The sequence below is a fragment of the Pseudoalteromonas sp. Z9A5 genome, from assembly GCF_011378875.1.
Classification (GTDB): Bacteria; Pseudomonadota; Gammaproteobacteria; order Enterobacterales; family Alteromonadaceae; genus Pseudoalteromonas.
The window spans coordinates 41,977-56,520 of sequence record NZ_WTLC01000034.1; the positions used below are offsets into that span (position 1 = coordinate 41,977).

The 14,544-nt window shown below is 37.1% G+C and carries 15 protein-coding genes; 10 read left to right on the top strand and 5 right to left on the bottom strand.

Features of this window, described 5'->3' with window-relative positions; all coding sequences use genetic code 11:
• Positions 1-126: 126 nt before the first annotated feature.
• The 3 genes from fabV to GQR56_RS16010 form a co-directional block, all read right to left on the bottom strand.
• Complete coding sequence (gene fabV, locus GQR56_RS16000) at positions 127-1,320, bottom strand: enoyl-ACP reductase FabV (RefSeq protein ID WP_166113245.1); 1,194 nt, start codon at positions 1,318-1,320, stop codon at positions 127-129.
• 130 nt (positions 1,321-1,450) lie between these two features.
• A complete protein-coding gene (locus GQR56_RS16005; RefSeq protein ID WP_024612644.1) occupies positions 1,451-1,756 on the bottom strand; it encodes a BolA family protein in 306 nt (101 codons plus the stop codon).
• A gap of 68 nt (positions 1,757-1,824) precedes the next feature.
• Positions 1,825-2,427: an alpha-ketoglutarate-dependent dioxygenase AlkB gene (locus GQR56_RS16010; RefSeq protein ID WP_166113248.1), complete on the bottom strand. Its 603-nt coding sequence runs from the start codon at positions 2,425-2,427 to the stop codon at positions 1,825-1,827.
• 45 nt (positions 2,428-2,472) lie between these two features.
• On the opposite strand from GQR56_RS16010, the gene GQR56_RS16015 reads away from it, so the two are divergent.
• The 4 genes from GQR56_RS16015 to GQR56_RS16030 are packed head-to-tail and all read left to right on the top strand — an operon-like array spanning position 2,473 to position 6,216.
• On the top strand, positions 2,473-3,606 hold the full coding sequence (locus GQR56_RS16015; protein ID WP_166113251.1) for a methyltransferase: 1,134 nt from the start codon (positions 2,473-2,475) through the stop codon (positions 3,604-3,606).
• 7 nt (positions 3,607-3,613) lie between these two features.
• Positions 3,614-4,168 (top strand): YajG family lipoprotein, encoded by a 555-nt coding sequence (locus GQR56_RS16020; protein WP_166113254.1) that lies wholly within the window; start codon positions 3,614-3,616, stop codon positions 4,166-4,168.
• 2 nt (positions 4,169-4,170) lie between these two features.
• Positions 4,171-4,791 carry a peptidylprolyl isomerase gene (locus GQR56_RS16025; protein WP_024612648.1) on the top strand — a complete coding sequence of 207 codons (621 nt, stop codon included), beginning with the start codon at positions 4,171-4,173 and terminating at the stop codon, positions 4,789-4,791.
• A gap of 45 nt (positions 4,792-4,836) precedes the next feature.
• A complete protein-coding gene (locus GQR56_RS16030) occupies positions 4,837-6,216 on the top strand; it encodes an MFS transporter (protein ID WP_166113257.1) in 1,380 nt (459 codons plus the stop codon).
• 69 nt (positions 6,217-6,285) lie between these two features.
• On the opposite strand, the gene GQR56_RS16035 is transcribed toward GQR56_RS16030, so the two are convergent.
• The gene (locus GQR56_RS16035) at positions 6,286-6,525 is read right to left on the bottom strand and encodes a helix-turn-helix transcriptional regulator (RefSeq protein WP_024612650.1); all 240 of its coding nucleotides are present in this window, start codon (positions 6,523-6,525) and stop codon (positions 6,286-6,288) included.
• 437 nt (positions 6,526-6,962) lie between these two features.
• On the opposite strand from GQR56_RS16035, the gene GQR56_RS21535 reads away from it, so the two are divergent.
• On the top strand, positions 6,963-7,151 hold the full coding sequence (locus tag GQR56_RS21535; RefSeq protein ID WP_166113261.1) for a hypothetical protein: 189 nt from the start codon (positions 6,963-6,965) through the stop codon (positions 7,149-7,151).
• Positions 7,152-7,199: 48 nt separating this feature from the next.
• On the opposite strand, the gene erpA is transcribed toward GQR56_RS21535, so the two are convergent.
• On the bottom strand, positions 7,200-7,538 hold the full coding sequence (erpA, locus tag GQR56_RS16045; protein WP_007376119.1) for an iron-sulfur cluster insertion protein ErpA: 339 nt from the start codon (positions 7,536-7,538) through the stop codon (positions 7,200-7,202).
• A 324-nt stretch (positions 7,539-7,862) separates the two neighbouring features.
• Here erpA and GQR56_RS16050 point away from each other — a divergent pair, with 324 nt between their 5' ends.
• The 5 genes from GQR56_RS16050 (at position 7,863) to GQR56_RS16070 (ending at position 14,440) form a co-directional block, all read left to right on the top strand.
• On the top strand, positions 7,863-9,545 hold the full coding sequence (locus GQR56_RS16050; protein WP_024611929.1) for a chloride channel protein: 1,683 nt from the start codon (positions 7,863-7,865) through the stop codon (positions 9,543-9,545).
• A gap of 17 nt (positions 9,546-9,562) precedes the next feature.
• Positions 9,563-9,997, top strand: coding sequence for a CopD family protein (locus tag GQR56_RS16055; RefSeq protein ID WP_024611928.1), 435 nt, complete (start codon positions 9,563-9,565; stop codon positions 9,995-9,997).
• 98 nt (positions 9,998-10,095) lie between these two features.
• On the top strand, positions 10,096-11,112 hold the full coding sequence (locus GQR56_RS16060) for an aspartate carbamoyltransferase (RefSeq protein WP_024611927.1): 1,017 nt from the start codon (positions 10,096-10,098) through the stop codon (positions 11,110-11,112).
• Positions 11,113-11,147: 35 nt separating this feature from the next.
• A complete protein-coding gene (gene hemL, locus GQR56_RS16065) occupies positions 11,148-12,428 on the top strand; it encodes a glutamate-1-semialdehyde 2,1-aminomutase (RefSeq protein WP_166113265.1) in 1,281 nt (426 codons plus the stop codon).
• Between the two features lie 170 nt (positions 12,429-12,598).
• Positions 12,599-14,440 carry a methyl-accepting chemotaxis protein gene (locus GQR56_RS16070; RefSeq protein ID WP_166113268.1) on the top strand — a complete coding sequence of 614 codons (1,842 nt, stop codon included), beginning with the start codon at positions 12,599-12,601 and terminating at the stop codon, positions 14,438-14,440.
• Positions 14,441-14,544: the final 104 nt, after the last annotated feature.

Sequence of the window (14,544 nt, forward strand, 5' to 3'; positions counted from 1 at the left end):
ATTTAAGTTAGACCAAAGTGGTAGCTTAGGCAACGATTACTGTTTTTCATTACAATTTATTAATAAACCTAAAAAACAAAAAAAAGTCGCACTAGGCGACTTTTTAATTACATATTTTAGAAAAGATTAATCAATCATATTTGCAATTGCTTTAACCGAATCTACATCTTGGTCATAATCTACACTATCGATGCCAAAACCAAACAAACGTAAAAACTCGTTATGGTAACCAACATAATCTGTTAACTCATCAATACTGCTTGTATCTACTTTATCCCAAACTGCTTGAACACGCGCTTGAACGTCGTCTTCTAATTCTTTATAGTTTTGGAATAAATGACCGCCGTCATCAAAACGTGGCGTATCACCATACAAGTTTTCACTAAATAGAGCCTGAATTTGCTCAATAGTGCCTTCATAAGTTCCATCAGCCTTCATTACTTTAAATAATGCAGAGATATATAAAGGCATAATCGGGATAGCTGAGCTTGCTTGCGTTACTACTGCGTTAAGTGACGACACATACGCTTCGCCATTTAAGTCTTTTGTAGATTCTTTAATTGCAGCAGTTGCGCGGTCTAAATCTTCTTTTGCTTTACCGATAGTTGCATGTCCGTATATTGGCCATGTTAACTCTTTGCCGATATACGTGTAGGCAGTGGTTTTAAAGTTATCAGCTAATACATCCGCTTCTTTTAATGCGTCAATCCACATTTCCCAATCTTCGCCACCCATAACTTTAATAGTGTTATCGATATCGTCTTGATTTGCTGCTTCAACTGTAATTTCATCAATTTCACGTTTTGACGTGTTAAGGTTTTTAGTTGTAACGGCGTTGCCAATTGGCTTTAACGTAGAAGAGAAAACTTCACCTGTATTAGGATCGGTACGACGCGGTGATGCCAAACTATATATAATTAAATCTACTTTGCCTAAATCGGCTTTAATAGTATCAATAGCTTTTTGCTTTATTTCGTTTGAAAACGCATCGCCATTAATATTTTTAGACCAAAGACCCGCTTCATCAGCAGCTTCTTGAAATGCTGCGGTATTATACCAACCAGCAGAACCCGTTTTACGCTCAGTGCCTTCTTTTTCAAAGAAAATACCTAACGTTTTAGCTCCACCACCAAATGCGGCTGTAATACGCGAAGCAAGACCGTAGCCTGTAGATGCGCCAATAACTAATACATTCTTTGGTGCATTTTTTAATGCGCCTTGCTGTTTTACATAGTTAATTTGTTCTTGAACATGCTCGCTACAGCCCACTGGGTGTGCGTTGGTACAGATAAATCCACGAATTTTAGGCTTAATGACCATTGATGATCCTATATCTTTACAATAAAAATTAGCGCTAGTTTAAAGGCTAATACTAAAAACACTGATCTGATCAGTTAATAGTGAATGCTAAAGCTGATCAAATTCTTATAAATTAACTATCTGCTTAGACTTACTTAGATCCACCTAAACAATTTGGTGAATCAGGTGCTTCACCGCCCTGCTCAGTAAATTCATCAGGTGTATAAGTATGGATTGCTAATGCATGAATATGATTTGCTAACTCATCTTTTAAAATTTCATTGATTTCACGATGACGTTGTAAAAGGCGTTTACCTGCAAATTCTTCACTTACTACAATTACTTTAAAATGTGACTCAGTGCCTTTGCTGTGCATGTGGCTTTCGTTGATTACATTTAAATGCTTACAAGCTATAGCATTACTGATTTTTTCTTGAATTTGTTGCTGCATTGACATAAAACCATTTTTGTAGCTAATTTATATAGTTATCATAACAAGTAGCTAAGCCTGTTGGCTAACTAAAATTATCGTTGCGTAACTTGCTTAATATACCTAAACGTTAAACTTATTCTCGGATGAGCTAATGTAGTTTGCTTTGGTATTGCATGTTGGTAATCGCGCTGACTGTCGCCACTCATTATTAAACAGCTACCACTTTGCAACTTTAAATCCGTTACTTTATTTGTAGATTTTTGCTTAAGTTTTAAAACGCGCTCAGCCCCAAGCGATATGCAAATTATTGTAGGTTGATGACCAAGCTCTATTTCGTCGTCACTGTGCCAGCCCATTGTATCGTTGCCATCTCTGTAGTAATTAACGAGTAAAGAGTTTAATGGTTGATTTAAATGCTTCTCTAATCGCTTTCGCATTGCCAATAAAATATCAGGCCAAGGCTCTACTATTAATTTACTGTGAGAGTAGCCATCTTCAATATTATGCTCACTAATAAAACATTGTAGCCGCGGTATTGGACCTGTTTTAGAATAAACCGTTACGTTTGGCTGCTGCCAAATTAGATTTTTTTGCAAATAATAAAATAAATCGAGGCTTTTTTGTGCGCTAAGTGCCCTACTTTGATAAGAAAAGCCATTTGGTAACTGTTGGGGGTTGGCGTTTTGCCGTTGCATGTTAGAATTTACCTACATTATTAGTTTACTGATCAAAAAACCATTATGACGACGCAAGCCCAGCTAGGCGATAAAACCTTTACTCTTGAACGCTTTCCTTTGGATCAAAAAAACCGCAGTTTACAAGCGTGGGATTCAGCAGATGAGTACCTTATCAATTATGTTAACGAACATCACCCAGATTGTCGCTCACTGCTTATTTTAAACGATAGCTTTGGTGCACTTGCTTGTAGTTTTAATCAATTAACGGTTTGTTCAGTTAATGATTCTTATATTAGCCACCAAGCTGTGGCGTATAACTTACAAATAAACAAACTATCTACTGCGCAATTTAGCCAAATAGATAGCTTGTCAGCATTGCCTAATGATGTTGATTTAGTTCTGATAAAAATACCGCGTAACGTAGGTTTTTTACAGTTTCAGCTAAGTGAATTAAGCGAAATACTTGCACCAGGCACACCAGTCATTGCAGCAGGTAAAACAAAAGAAATTCATAATTCAACAATAAAATCATTCGAGCAATTTATTGGTGATACTAAAACAAGCTTAGCAGTTAAAAAATCACGCCTTATATTAAGCACGGCTAAAGGCGGATATAAAGCAGCCGACTTTCCTGTGAGCTGGGAACTAGAAGGCACTGAATTTAATATAACTAACCATGCAAATGTGTTTTCGCGTGATTCGTTGGATATTGGTGCGAGATTCTTTTTTAATTACCTCCCAGAGACTAAAAAAGAAACTAGTATAATCGATTTAGGCTGTGGTAACGGTGTTGTTGGCGTAATGGCGCTTGCTCGCTGTCCTAAAGCATCTGTTACGTTTGTTGATGAATCATACATGGCGGTTGAATCTGCACGATTAAATGTAGAACAAAATATGCCTGAACAGTTTGATAACTGTCAGTTTATCGAAAACGATTGTTTAACCGATTTCACTCAAGACAGTGTAGACATGGTTTTATGTAACCCGCCATTTCACCAAGCTCAAGCGGTAACAGACCACATTGCATGGCAAATGTTTAAACAAGCCAAAGAAACACTTAAGGAAGGCGGTGAGTTGCGTATTATAGGAAACCGTCATTTAGACTATCACGATAAACTAAATCGTATGTTTGGTAACTGTAAGCTACTAGGTTCAAACAAAAAGTTTGTAGTACTTAGCGCAACTAAAAACTATTAGGAACATAATGATTAAAATTATTTTTAGCCTATGCACATTATTTATATTATCTGCATGCGCTCAGCAACCTAATCAAGTAATACTTAACCCTGTTTATAAAAGTGGTCAAATTAGTTCAATAAACACGAGTTTAAGTAGTAGTGTAATTGATTTACGTGGCGATACTTCAACTCTTAAGCTTATTGAATCTGATAAAACTAAAACCTTTGCAAGCCAAGGTATTACCGAGTCAGTTAAAAGCGTTTTAGACAGTGCATTAAGTAGAAACGGTGCCAGTATTTCTAACCTAGCGCCTGTGCGCTTTGAAGTAGATATCCACGCGCTTCAAGCTGTTGTAACCGAAAAACTAATGAGCCACACGAGTGAAGCCAAAATAGAGCTTGGTATTAGGGTTATTCGCTCTAACAGCAACTTTAGTAAGATATACAGAGGTAGTGCTAATTTAGAAGGCCCTTTTAGTCACGATAGAGCTAAAATAGAAGGCCAACTCAATAAGTTGACTGAACAAATAATTACCCGCATTGTATCTGACCCTGAATTAATCGAATTTTTAGAAGGTTAACTATGAAACGACTTTTTTTAATCTGCTTAGGCTTATTTTTTAGTGTAAGTAGCTTAGCAGCCCAAGAAGGCCGCTTTGTACAAAAAGATAATATTTTTCCGCGAGTAGAAATTGTAACGTCGATGGGGAGTATTGTGGTCGAACTTGATCGCTCGAAAGCACCTATTACGGTTAATAACTTTTTGACTTACGTGTCTGATAAAAGCTATCAAGGCAGTGTTTTTCACCGTATTGAACGCGATGTAGAAAACGACCGCGACTTTGTAATTCAAGGCGGTGGGTACGATAAAGACTATGATGGCTTACATGAAAATGATCCTATTTTTAATGAAAGCGGCAATGGTTTAAAAAATGATATGTACAGCATTGCCATGGCTTATCAAGACCGTCAACCTCACTCAGGAACTCGTCAGTTCTTTTTTAACATGGACAACAACGATCATTTAAATCCAGGTAAAGATTGGGGATTCGCTGTATTTGGTAACGTAATGGATGGCTACGATACACTTGATAAAATTATGACAGTAGAAACCGGTTTTAACGAAAAAATTGGCTACGATTTTGTACCAAAAACTCCCGTTGTTATTTTAAATATTAAATTGCTTGAGCAAACACCATTATAATTAATGAGGTGCAGTTAAACTGCACCCGCCCTCAATGAAGGCCCTATGAGCAGAACACTCTCAATCCGTGAATACTTTTCTTATTTTAAAGATAAACGCTTAATCAATATTTTTATATTTGGTATGAGCAGCGGATTTCCGTGGGTACTCATTGGCTCAGTGATGTCTGCATGGCTTAAAGATGAAGGTTTAAGCCGCAGTATGATTGGCTTATTTGGCATTGTATTTGGTGCATACAGTATTAACTTTTTGTGGTCGCCTTTAATTGATCGTACAAAACTTCCTTTTTTATACAAACTATTAGGTCAGCGCCGTAGTTGGATACTCTTCTGCCAAAGCTTTATATTAATTGGTGTACTGCTATTGGCGGGGCTTGATTTAAAAGAAAATTTAGCACTTGTCGCTGCAATTTGCTTATTAATAGCAATTGCTTCTGCAACACAAGATATAGCAATTGATGCATTTAGAATAGACTCCTTAAGCGAAAACGAATCTCATAAAGCAACAGCAGCTGCCGCTATGGCAACCTCTGGTTGGTGGACAGGTTATGCGCTTTTAGGCGCCATTCCATTTTACATGGCTGATATCCCCTCGCTCGATTGGCCCCAAATTTATTACTTTTTAGCTGCTGTAATGCTGCTGCTAATGAGTGGAGTATTATTTGCTAAAGAGCCTAAGTCTAACAGAGAGGTTGTGCATGCTGAGCTAGAGCGTGTATATCTCGAAAAGCTAGCCTCTTCAAAACACACCCCAGTCACAAAAACAGTAGCATGGCTTGCTGTTACAGTAATTGATCCATTTAGAGCTTTTTTTGCTAAAAATGGTGTTAAGACAGCACTTGCACTACTTGCATTTATTTTCTTGTTTAAAATAGGTGAGGCTTTTTTAGGTCGCATGTCGATCGTTTTTTATAAAGAAATTGGCTTTAGTAATAGCGACATTGCGACATTTTCAAAAGTTGGTACAGCGGTACTTACTATTATATTTACCTTTGTTGGCAGCTTATTTAATCAAAAGTACGGCATTGTTAAAGGCTTATTTATAAGCGGAATTGCAATGGCGGCTTCAAACTTGGTGTTTTCATGGATTGCTTTAGTGGGTCCTGATTTAAGACTATATGCCTTCGCTATAGTTATTGACGGATTTACGCAAGCATGGTCATTAGTGGCTATGGTGGCATTTATATCAATGCTATGTGACAGAGCATTTAGCGCAACGCATTACGCTTTATTAGCATCATTAGGGAACTTAGGAAGAACATTACTTTCGAGTTACAGTGGGGTGGTTATAGACGACTGGTTAAATGGTAACTGGTCGTTATTCTTTATTCTTACCGCATTAATGGTCATACCATCGCTGGTGTTTTTGTATTTAATTAGGCATAAGCTATACGAGCTTGAAAGAAATTATCATAAAAATATTTAATGCATCCCTGCATTAATTTATTGCTTAGATATTTTAAGTGCTACTCAAAGTAAGCTAAGCAATTTATCGTTAATCTACTTTAAGTAAACTTAAAGCTTCATACGGGTCAGCTTCCAGCGCAGTACAATAACGAACAAATTCAATTACATCTAAACGGCGTTCTTGATTCTCAATTTTGCCGATAAATGAATGAGGTGTACCAAGCACTTGTGCTAGGCTGCGCATTGTATGCCCTTTTTCATGTCGCTTACTTTTAAGCCACTTTGTTAACTTTGCGTTTTCTTCTGAAGAAACGGTCTTGCCCATCATTTTACATCTCCTACTAGATGATTTGACATACCAATTAAAGTAGCAGTCTATCAATAGCTGTAGGTAAGCAAGTAGCGATACTACTTTACTTAAATAGCAAAACTACTTGCTAATTAAGCACGTATTGCTACTTACCTCCACCCACATAGCCAAAAATAATGCTAATAATGTGGTATAGATTTTTTTGGGAATGAAATTTTGCCCGTCTCATTCTTGGATACATTATATACTATTAACACATGGGTTAAATAATTAATTACATTCTCGGTACAGATTTATCATGCTCAAACATTTATAAACGCTGAACAATCAACCTAAGTTATCAGAAAATATTAAAAAATCACATCATTCACATGAAAAATATTAATAAATATTTATTTCATTTTAATGTTACACGTTTATGATTAAACAATAATTAATGCTAAGAAGGTTAGATGATGTTCAGATTGCTTTTTTTATTACCTATTGTTTTGTGTTTAGGCTGGTATTTTTTTCTACGTAAAAATGGCGTACATATTAAGCAAGGTAAAAAAGGATTTATGTATATTTTAGCTTTTTCGGTTTTTGTGCTTGGATTTTTTGTATTAATAATGCAAATAACCGAATTTACTCCTAGTGAATTTTAGGCATTAAAAAAGCCGCTTAAGCGGCTCTAATATTTTTAGTCGTTACTTTTAAACGCTAAAGCTTGCACCACAACCACATGTTGTTGTTGCGTTTGGATTTGAAACAAAAAAGCGCGCGCCCTCAAGTCCCTCGGTGTAATCAACCTCACCATCAACTAAATATTGAATGCTCATAGGGTCAACCACTAAGGTTACGCCATTTTTCACTATTTCTAAATCGCCTGGGTTCGCTTTTTCATCAAAAGTAAAACCATATTGAAAACCTGAACAACCGCCACCTGTTACGTAAACACGCAGTTTTAGTTCTGGATTTTCTTCTTCGTCGATTAACTGTTTAACACGAACAGCAGCTGCATCGCTGAACTTTATTGGTAATTCTTCAGACATTTTAAAACCCTCAATATCGTAATGGCGTGATTATCTAATACCCGAGTGTTTTAATCAAGTATAGTAAAACAACTCTTTGCACTAAGTTATATCTATAGTTTCATAAAAAAAAACATTGAGGCAATATAAACTTAGATTAGTATTAATTTAGTTTAACATTTCCTTTATTAGGTATAAATTCATTTAAAATACAGCCTTTAAACGATAGAAATTACTCATAAATATAAATTGTTAATATAAGTTACTAATTTTGCAAAATCGCAAGGACTTAATGATTCGCTTTTGATAAACTGCTCGCTGAAAAATACGGCGAGGAAATAACGCATGTGGCTTGAGCAACTCAGGCGTCGACTGGCAAAACCTAAAACATCTGTACAGTTATGCCTATTAGGCGTAAGTGCCGGATTGATTGCTGCATTTTTTATTATTTTATTTCGTTTAACTATTTTATTTTTTCAAAGCTTATTTTTAGAAACCCCTGACGACTTTACTACACTGCCAACACTCGAACGTGTATTAATGCCGCTCATTGCTGCATTTTTAATAGCTTCTTTTGCCGCCTTTACAGGCTTTAAGCATTACCGCTTAGGTATACCTTTTGTTATTCACCGAATTAAACGCCATTACGGACAAATGCCTCTTTATAACACTGTAAATCAGTTTGTTGGTGGAGCATTAGCACTCATTAGTGGTTTTTCGGTTGGTAGAGAAGGACCTTCTGTTCACTTAGGTGCAACGGGCGCAAGCCTCTTAGCGAATAAACTTCACTTACCTTATAATGCCATGCGTACCTTAAGTGGTTGCGGTGTTGCAGCAGGAATAGCCGCTTCATTTAACACCCCTCTTGCAGCCGTTATTTTTGTAATGGAAGTGGTACTTAGGGAATATAAAGTACATATATTTGTACCTATTATGCTTGCTGCCGTTACTGGTGCACTTGCCACACAATTTGTTTTTGGTGAAGGCTCTGAGCTAGCACTTATTACTATTGCTCCGTTAAGTGGTTGGCATTATCCATACTTAATATTATGTGGCATGGCATTAGGTGCAATTGCTTACAGTTTTAACCAAAACTTAATGCTTATTATTAAAACATTTAAACCTTTAAGCATGTTTCCTCGTTTATTAATTGCAGGCTGCATTGCCAGTGTAATCGCTTATGCAGTTCCACAAGCTATGGGCTCTGGTATGAGTGCAATTACCATTGCAGTTGAATCACCTGATAACGTAAAGCTACTAACGACTATTTTAATTGCTAAATTACTCGCCACGTTGTTTGCGATTGGTTTAGGTATTCCTGGTGGCTTAATTGGTCCTGTTATCGGGCTAGGTGTATTAGTTGGCACCCTTATGGCGTTTTTCGCACAATATATTAGCCCAGGTACAGATATAGCAGGAACTTACGCTGTTTTAGGTATGGCAGGATTAATGGCTGCTACCTTACATGCGCCACTTGCTGCATTAACTACGGTTATGGAATTAACCTCTTCTCCAGAAATAATAGTGCCAGCAATGATTGTTATAACAACTGCTTATGTAACTGCATTACAAGTATTTGGTAACCGCTCTATATTTTTACAGCAACTTGATTTTCAAGACTTACCCTATCATGTATCCCCTGCTACAGAAGCACTGCAAAAAGTGGGGATAATGGATGATATGGATGAGGACTTTAAACTTCTTTACTCAGACGATAAAGAGCAAATAAAAAACACGCTTGATGCTATGGACAGCCAAACTCCACTTATTGTATTTGACGAAGAGAATGGCTATAGGCTTGCCGAATATGATTTAAGTTTAATGTCTGATCAAGCAATTAATTTAAATTACATAAACTTGCAAGGAATAAGCAGCCAAGCTACGTTAGCTGATGCATTTGATATTTTAAAAGATAAACGCAGTGGTGCATTGTATGTGTATAACCTTTTAGATGATCAACAAATTATGGGGCTGTTACGCTGGGATCAAATAAACAATATTTTGACTATACGTAATAGCTTACTTTAAACAATGGCGAGAACATTATGAGCGCATTATTAATTTATAAAACTCTGCATATATTTTTTATGATTGCTTGGTTTGCTGGCATTTTTTACCTACCACGATTATTTGTATATCACGCAATGAGTGAAGAGAGATCTTGCAACTCTATGCTTAAAGTAATGGAGCGCAGGCTACTTTACTTTGTCACTCCATTTGCCGTTTTAACAGCCGTTTTTGGTGTATTAACAATTGTTGAATATGGTCGTGATTGGTTTAGATACAGTATGTGGCTACATTATAAACTCGTACTCGTTATTATTTTATACCTATACCACGGCTACTGTTTTAAATTACTCGCTGATTTTAAACACGACAGAAACACTAAAACAGATCGCTTTTACCGTATTTTTAATGAGCTTCCCGTTATTGCATTACTTATTATTGTTGCATTAGCGGTGATAAAACCAAGCTTGTAAATCAGCCCAATGAATACCTTATATTTGCTATAATACGCGCGATTGCGTGCCCCATTTTATGGGTTATCGCGCCCTTTTGAATAAATAGGAATAATCCCATGTTAAGTTTCCAAGGTGAAAATATACTATCAGTAGGTCAACTTGACCGAGATTGTATTGAACGTATTTTTGCAGTCGCTAAAAAAATGGAGCCTTATGCAAAAAAACAAAAGCGTACCAACGTACTTGAAGGTGCAATTTTAGCAAACTTATTTTTTGAACCAAGTACTCGCACACGAGTAAGTTTTGGTACAGCCTTTAATTTACTTGGTGGTTTAGTTCGTGAAACAACAGGCATGCAAAGTTCGGCACTGGCTAAAGGTGAATCGTTATACGATACAGCACGTGTTATTTCAGCCTACGCTGACGCGGTAGCTATGCGCCACCCTGACTCAGGTTCAGTAAGTGAATTTGCTACAGGGTGCACAGTACCGGTTATTAATGGGGGTGACGGTCCAAATGAGCATCCAACTCAAGCTTTGCTTGATTTGCTTACAATTGAGCGTGAGTTAAGTCGTTTTGATCAAAATATCGACGGTATGCATATTGCCCTTGTTGGCGATTTAAAATACGGACGTACGGTACATTCACTTTCAAAACTGTTATGCCATTATAAAAATGTAAAATTTTCGATGGTTGCACCCGATGGCTTACAAATGCCCGATTACATTTTAGATGCCGTCGATAATGCGGGTCATAAAATTGAACTAGTAAACAAAATGGAAGGCAATTTAGCGGCCGATATCGTTTACCAAACCCGCATACAAGAAGAACGCTTCCCTTCTCAAGAAGAAGCGAATAAATACCGTGGTGGTTTTAGAATAAGCCAGTCTATTTACAGCGAACATTGTAAAACTAACTCTATTCTTATGCACCCGCTTCCACGCGACAGTCGTATTGAAGCCAATGAGCTTGATAATGACTTAAACGCGAATGACAATTTAGCTATATTTCGCCAAGTACAAAATGGCGTATTAATTCGAATGGCTCTGTTTGCTTTAACTCTCGGTGTAGAAAATAAAGTCGAGAAGTATGAAGTAGACGTGCCTTGGTTTAGCCGTAAACGCGATAGCTAACCCCACTTTTTTTGTGACAAACAATAGGATTTTTCATGACAATTAGCCAAGACTTATTTGAACGCGCTCAAGCGTCTATTCCAGGTGGCGTAAATTCGCCAGTACGTGCATTTAACGGCGTAGGTGGCACACCACTTTTTATAACCAAAGCAGAAGGCGCGTTTACATTTGATGCCGATGGTAATCGTTATATTGATTATGTTGGCTCTTGGGGCCCTATGATTATGGGTCACAACCACCCTGCGATTAAAAAAGCAGTGCATGACGCAGTAGAAAATGGCCTTAGCTACGGTGCGCCAACCGAAGCTGAAATTTTAATGGCTGAAAAAGTAAAAGAACTCGTACCATCAATCGAAAAAGTGCGCATGGTAAGCTCAGGCACTGAAGCAACGATGAGTGCAATTCGCTTAGCACGTGGCTTTACTGGTCGCGATAAAATATTAAAGTTTGAAGGTTGTTACCATGGTCATGCCGACTCTTTATTAGTTAAAGCCGGCTCTGGTGCACTAACTATGGGCGTACCTAATTCTCCAGGTATTCCTGAGGACTTTGCTAAACATACACTTACGGTATCGTTTAATAACCTAGATGAAGTAAAAGCTATTTTTGCAAAATATGCAGACGAAATTGCCTGTATTATTGTAGAGCCGGTAGCAGGCAACATGAACTGCATTCCTCCGGTAGCAGGCTTTTTAGAAGGTTTGCGTGATGTATGTGATGAATATAAGTCAGTACTTATTTTTGATGAAGTAATGACGGGTTTTCGTGTTGCACTTGGCGGCGCACAAGCTTATTACAATATTAAACCAGACCTTACGTGTTTAGGTAAAGTAATTGGCGGCGGCATGCCTGTTGGCGCATTTGGTGGTAAAACCGAAATAATGGATTACATTGCCCCTGTAGGACCAGTTTACCAAGCTGGTACACTTTCTGGTAACCCTATTGCAATGGCTGCTGGTTTAAAATCACTTGAACTATTAAGTGAGCCTGGCTTGCACGATAAATTAGAGGCAATTTCGAAGGCTATTTGTGAAGGCTTTGAAGCGGGCGCTAAAAAAGCAGGTATTGCATTAACGACTAATTATGCTGGCGGTATGTATGGATTCTTTTTCACTGATGCTGAAAAAGTAACAACGTACAAGCAAGCAACTGAATGCGACCTAGAGCGCTTCAAACGCTTTTTCCACCTTATGCTTGAAGAAGGTGTTTACCTTGCACCATCGGCATTTGAAGCTGGTTTTGTATGTGCTGCACACACTGAGCAAGAAGTTAACGATACAATTGCAGCAGCTGAGCGTTCTTTCGCTAAACTATAAAAATCTAACTTTTACGTTTATTAAACTCTTGTTTTAATAAACGTAATTAAGACTAAAGATTGAAAAAAGCCCTTCTGGGCTTTTTTTATTTGTAAAGTAATATAAATGAATAATAATTAAGTAAAATCAGGTCTATTTATTATTACAATTATAAAAATAAAGAGAGTCTAATGTCAGGATTAAGAGAGTTTACTGCCCCTGCAATTAAGCTAATGGCAAACTTAAAATACAAAACAAAAATAAGCCTCATGTTTGGCATATTGCTACTCCCTCTTGCTCTGAGTTTATTTTTTTTAGTGTCACTACTGGGTGACAGCATTAACGTTTCAAAAATGCAGCAACAAGGCTTAAAAGGTTACAAAGCTATATTTAACAATCAAATGCAGGGAATAAACGGTCAAAACATTAAAGTAGCTCGTACATTAGGATTCACAATAAAAGATAATCAGGCAGACGATATACTCGAGCTTATTTCTATTCAATCAAACTTAGCACTCGATAGTCAACTTGCCAGCGCTTATGTTAACCGCGCTCTCGTCACACCAATTCCAGCATTAATGATGCAAATAAATTTAACGACTGAAAGTGCAAACACGGTAATTACCAATAACCGATTTACACCGGATACATTTATCGCACTCTCAAATTTAAGTAAATCACTACCATTATATGAAGAGCAATTAAGTAACACTTTAAATGTAGCAATAACAGCAGAAAAATCCGTTCATAAAGAACTTAACCCTCTTTTAAAGCAATTACAAAATGCGGTATATACCTTTAAAAATGCTATAGATAAAAAACTACTTGAACCCGACAACATAGAATTAAATAAAAATGAATTTACACAACTAACTGAAAACGTAAATAATAATATAAGCCTTCTAATTAATAAAAGTATTCCAACTTTAGAAACCTTAGTAAAAAACAAATTACAAACTCAACAATGGACTCGTAACATTGTCTTAATAGCCTCAGTACTTAGTTTAACCTTTGCTTTTTACTTAATGGTCGGTTTTTACTTTGCCGTAGTTGATACAATTAATCGGTTTTCAGAAGCGGCTAATAAAGCTGCCAACGGTGATTTAAAAGCAACGCTTCACTCAAGTGGTAATGATGAAATGAGCATTATTGCATTGCAATATAACGCTTTGCTTAACGCTTTTTCTGATCTGCTATCTGATGTAAAGGCAAGTACAGTAGAGCTTTGTGATGCAACTAAATCACTATCACACGCAAGCAGTCAAACAAGTGATGATGTTACTAAACAACAAGCGCTTGTAAATGCTATCCATAATTCATTAAGTGATATGGCGCAAAGTGCACACGCAGTGGAAGAATCGGCTCATCAAGCGACCATAACGGCTCAAGATGCTGCTATACATGTTAAACAAGGATCAGACAATACGATGGAGCTTGCTAAATATATGCAAGATCTACAAATTGAATTTGCTGAAAGCCAACAAGCTCTTGATAAACTTGCCCAAGATAGCCAAGAAATCAGCAAAGTAAGTAAAGGTATTAGCGAAATTGCCGATCAAACAAATTTACTCGCACTTAATGCAGCCATTGAAGCAGCTAGAGCCGGTGAGCATGGTAGAGGTTTTGCCGTTGTTGCCGATGAAGTAAGGACGCTTGCTCAGCGTACTCAAATTCAAACTCAAGAAATTCACCAAATTATTAGTTCTTTACAGCAAGCGTCTGACGATACGCAACAAAAAATGCGTTCTAGCGTTAGCAAAATGGAGCAATCTGTAAAAGCCGCAACAGAAACAAATACCGTATTACAAAGCGCTGAACTTAGTATGGGTGATATAAAACATCAAGGTGAAGTAATTGCAGAACGTGTTAAGCAACAGTCTGATGCAACAACACATGCACTAAGCAACTCGAAAGAAGTAAGTTCATTAGCAGATCATACACTCGTCTCTGCTCAATCAACGTTACAAGATGCGCAGCAACTTTCTCGCTTATCGAGTGATTTGACAAGATCAATGAGCTTTTTTAAGTCGTAAAACTAGCAACAGTTCATAGGTTGGATCTTAAGGAATAAAACTTGAAAACATGCTCTGAATTTGATCTGATAGTAATCGCCAAACCACTATCTATCCCAAAAGCA

Excerpts from the sequence above, each read along its gene's own strand:
- GQR56_RS16055 (WP_024611928.1), top strand. The coding sequence starts at position 9,563 with ATGAGCGCATTATTAATTTATAAAACTCTGCATATATTTTTTATGATT.
- GQR56_RS16070 (WP_166113268.1), top strand. The coding sequence starts at position 12,599 with ATGTCAGGATTAAGAGAGTTTACTGCCCCTGCAATTAAGCTAATGGCA.
- hemL (WP_166113265.1), top strand. The coding sequence starts at position 11,148 with ATGACAATTAGCCAAGACTTATTTGAACGCGCTCAAGCGTCTATTCCA.
- GQR56_RS16015 (WP_166113251.1), top strand. The coding sequence starts at position 2,473 with ATGACGACGCAAGCCCAGCTAGGCGATAAAACCTTTACTCTTGAACGC.
- fabV (WP_166113245.1), bottom strand. The coding sequence starts at position 1,320 with ATGGTCATTAAGCCTAAAATTCGTGGATTTATCTGTACCAACGCACAC.
- erpA (WP_007376119.1), bottom strand. The coding sequence starts at position 7,538 with ATGTCTGAAGAATTACCAATAAAGTTCAGCGATGCAGCTGCTGTTCGT.
- GQR56_RS16010 (WP_166113248.1), bottom strand. The coding sequence starts at position 2,427 with ATGCAACGGCAAAACGCCAACCCCCAACAGTTACCAAATGGCTTTTCT.
- GQR56_RS16005 (WP_024612644.1), bottom strand. The coding sequence starts at position 1,756 with ATGTCAATGCAGCAACAAATTCAAGAAAAAATCAGTAATGCTATAGCT.
- GQR56_RS21535 (WP_166113261.1), top strand. The coding sequence starts at position 6,963 with ATGTTCAGATTGCTTTTTTTATTACCTATTGTTTTGTGTTTAGGCTGG.
- GQR56_RS16035 (WP_024612650.1), bottom strand. The coding sequence starts at position 6,525 with ATGATGGGCAAGACCGTTTCTTCAGAAGAAAACGCAAAGTTAACAAAG.
- GQR56_RS16025 (WP_024612648.1), top strand. The coding sequence starts at position 4,171 with ATGAAACGACTTTTTTTAATCTGCTTAGGCTTATTTTTTAGTGTAAGT.
- GQR56_RS16060 (WP_024611927.1), top strand. The coding sequence starts at position 10,096 with ATGTTAAGTTTCCAAGGTGAAAATATACTATCAGTAGGTCAACTTGAC.
- GQR56_RS16050 (WP_024611929.1), top strand. The coding sequence starts at position 7,863 with ATGTGGCTTGAGCAACTCAGGCGTCGACTGGCAAAACCTAAAACATCT.
- GQR56_RS16030 (WP_166113257.1), top strand. The coding sequence starts at position 4,837 with ATGAGCAGAACACTCTCAATCCGTGAATACTTTTCTTATTTTAAAGAT.
- GQR56_RS16020 (WP_166113254.1), top strand. The coding sequence starts at position 3,614 with ATGATTAAAATTATTTTTAGCCTATGCACATTATTTATATTATCTGCA.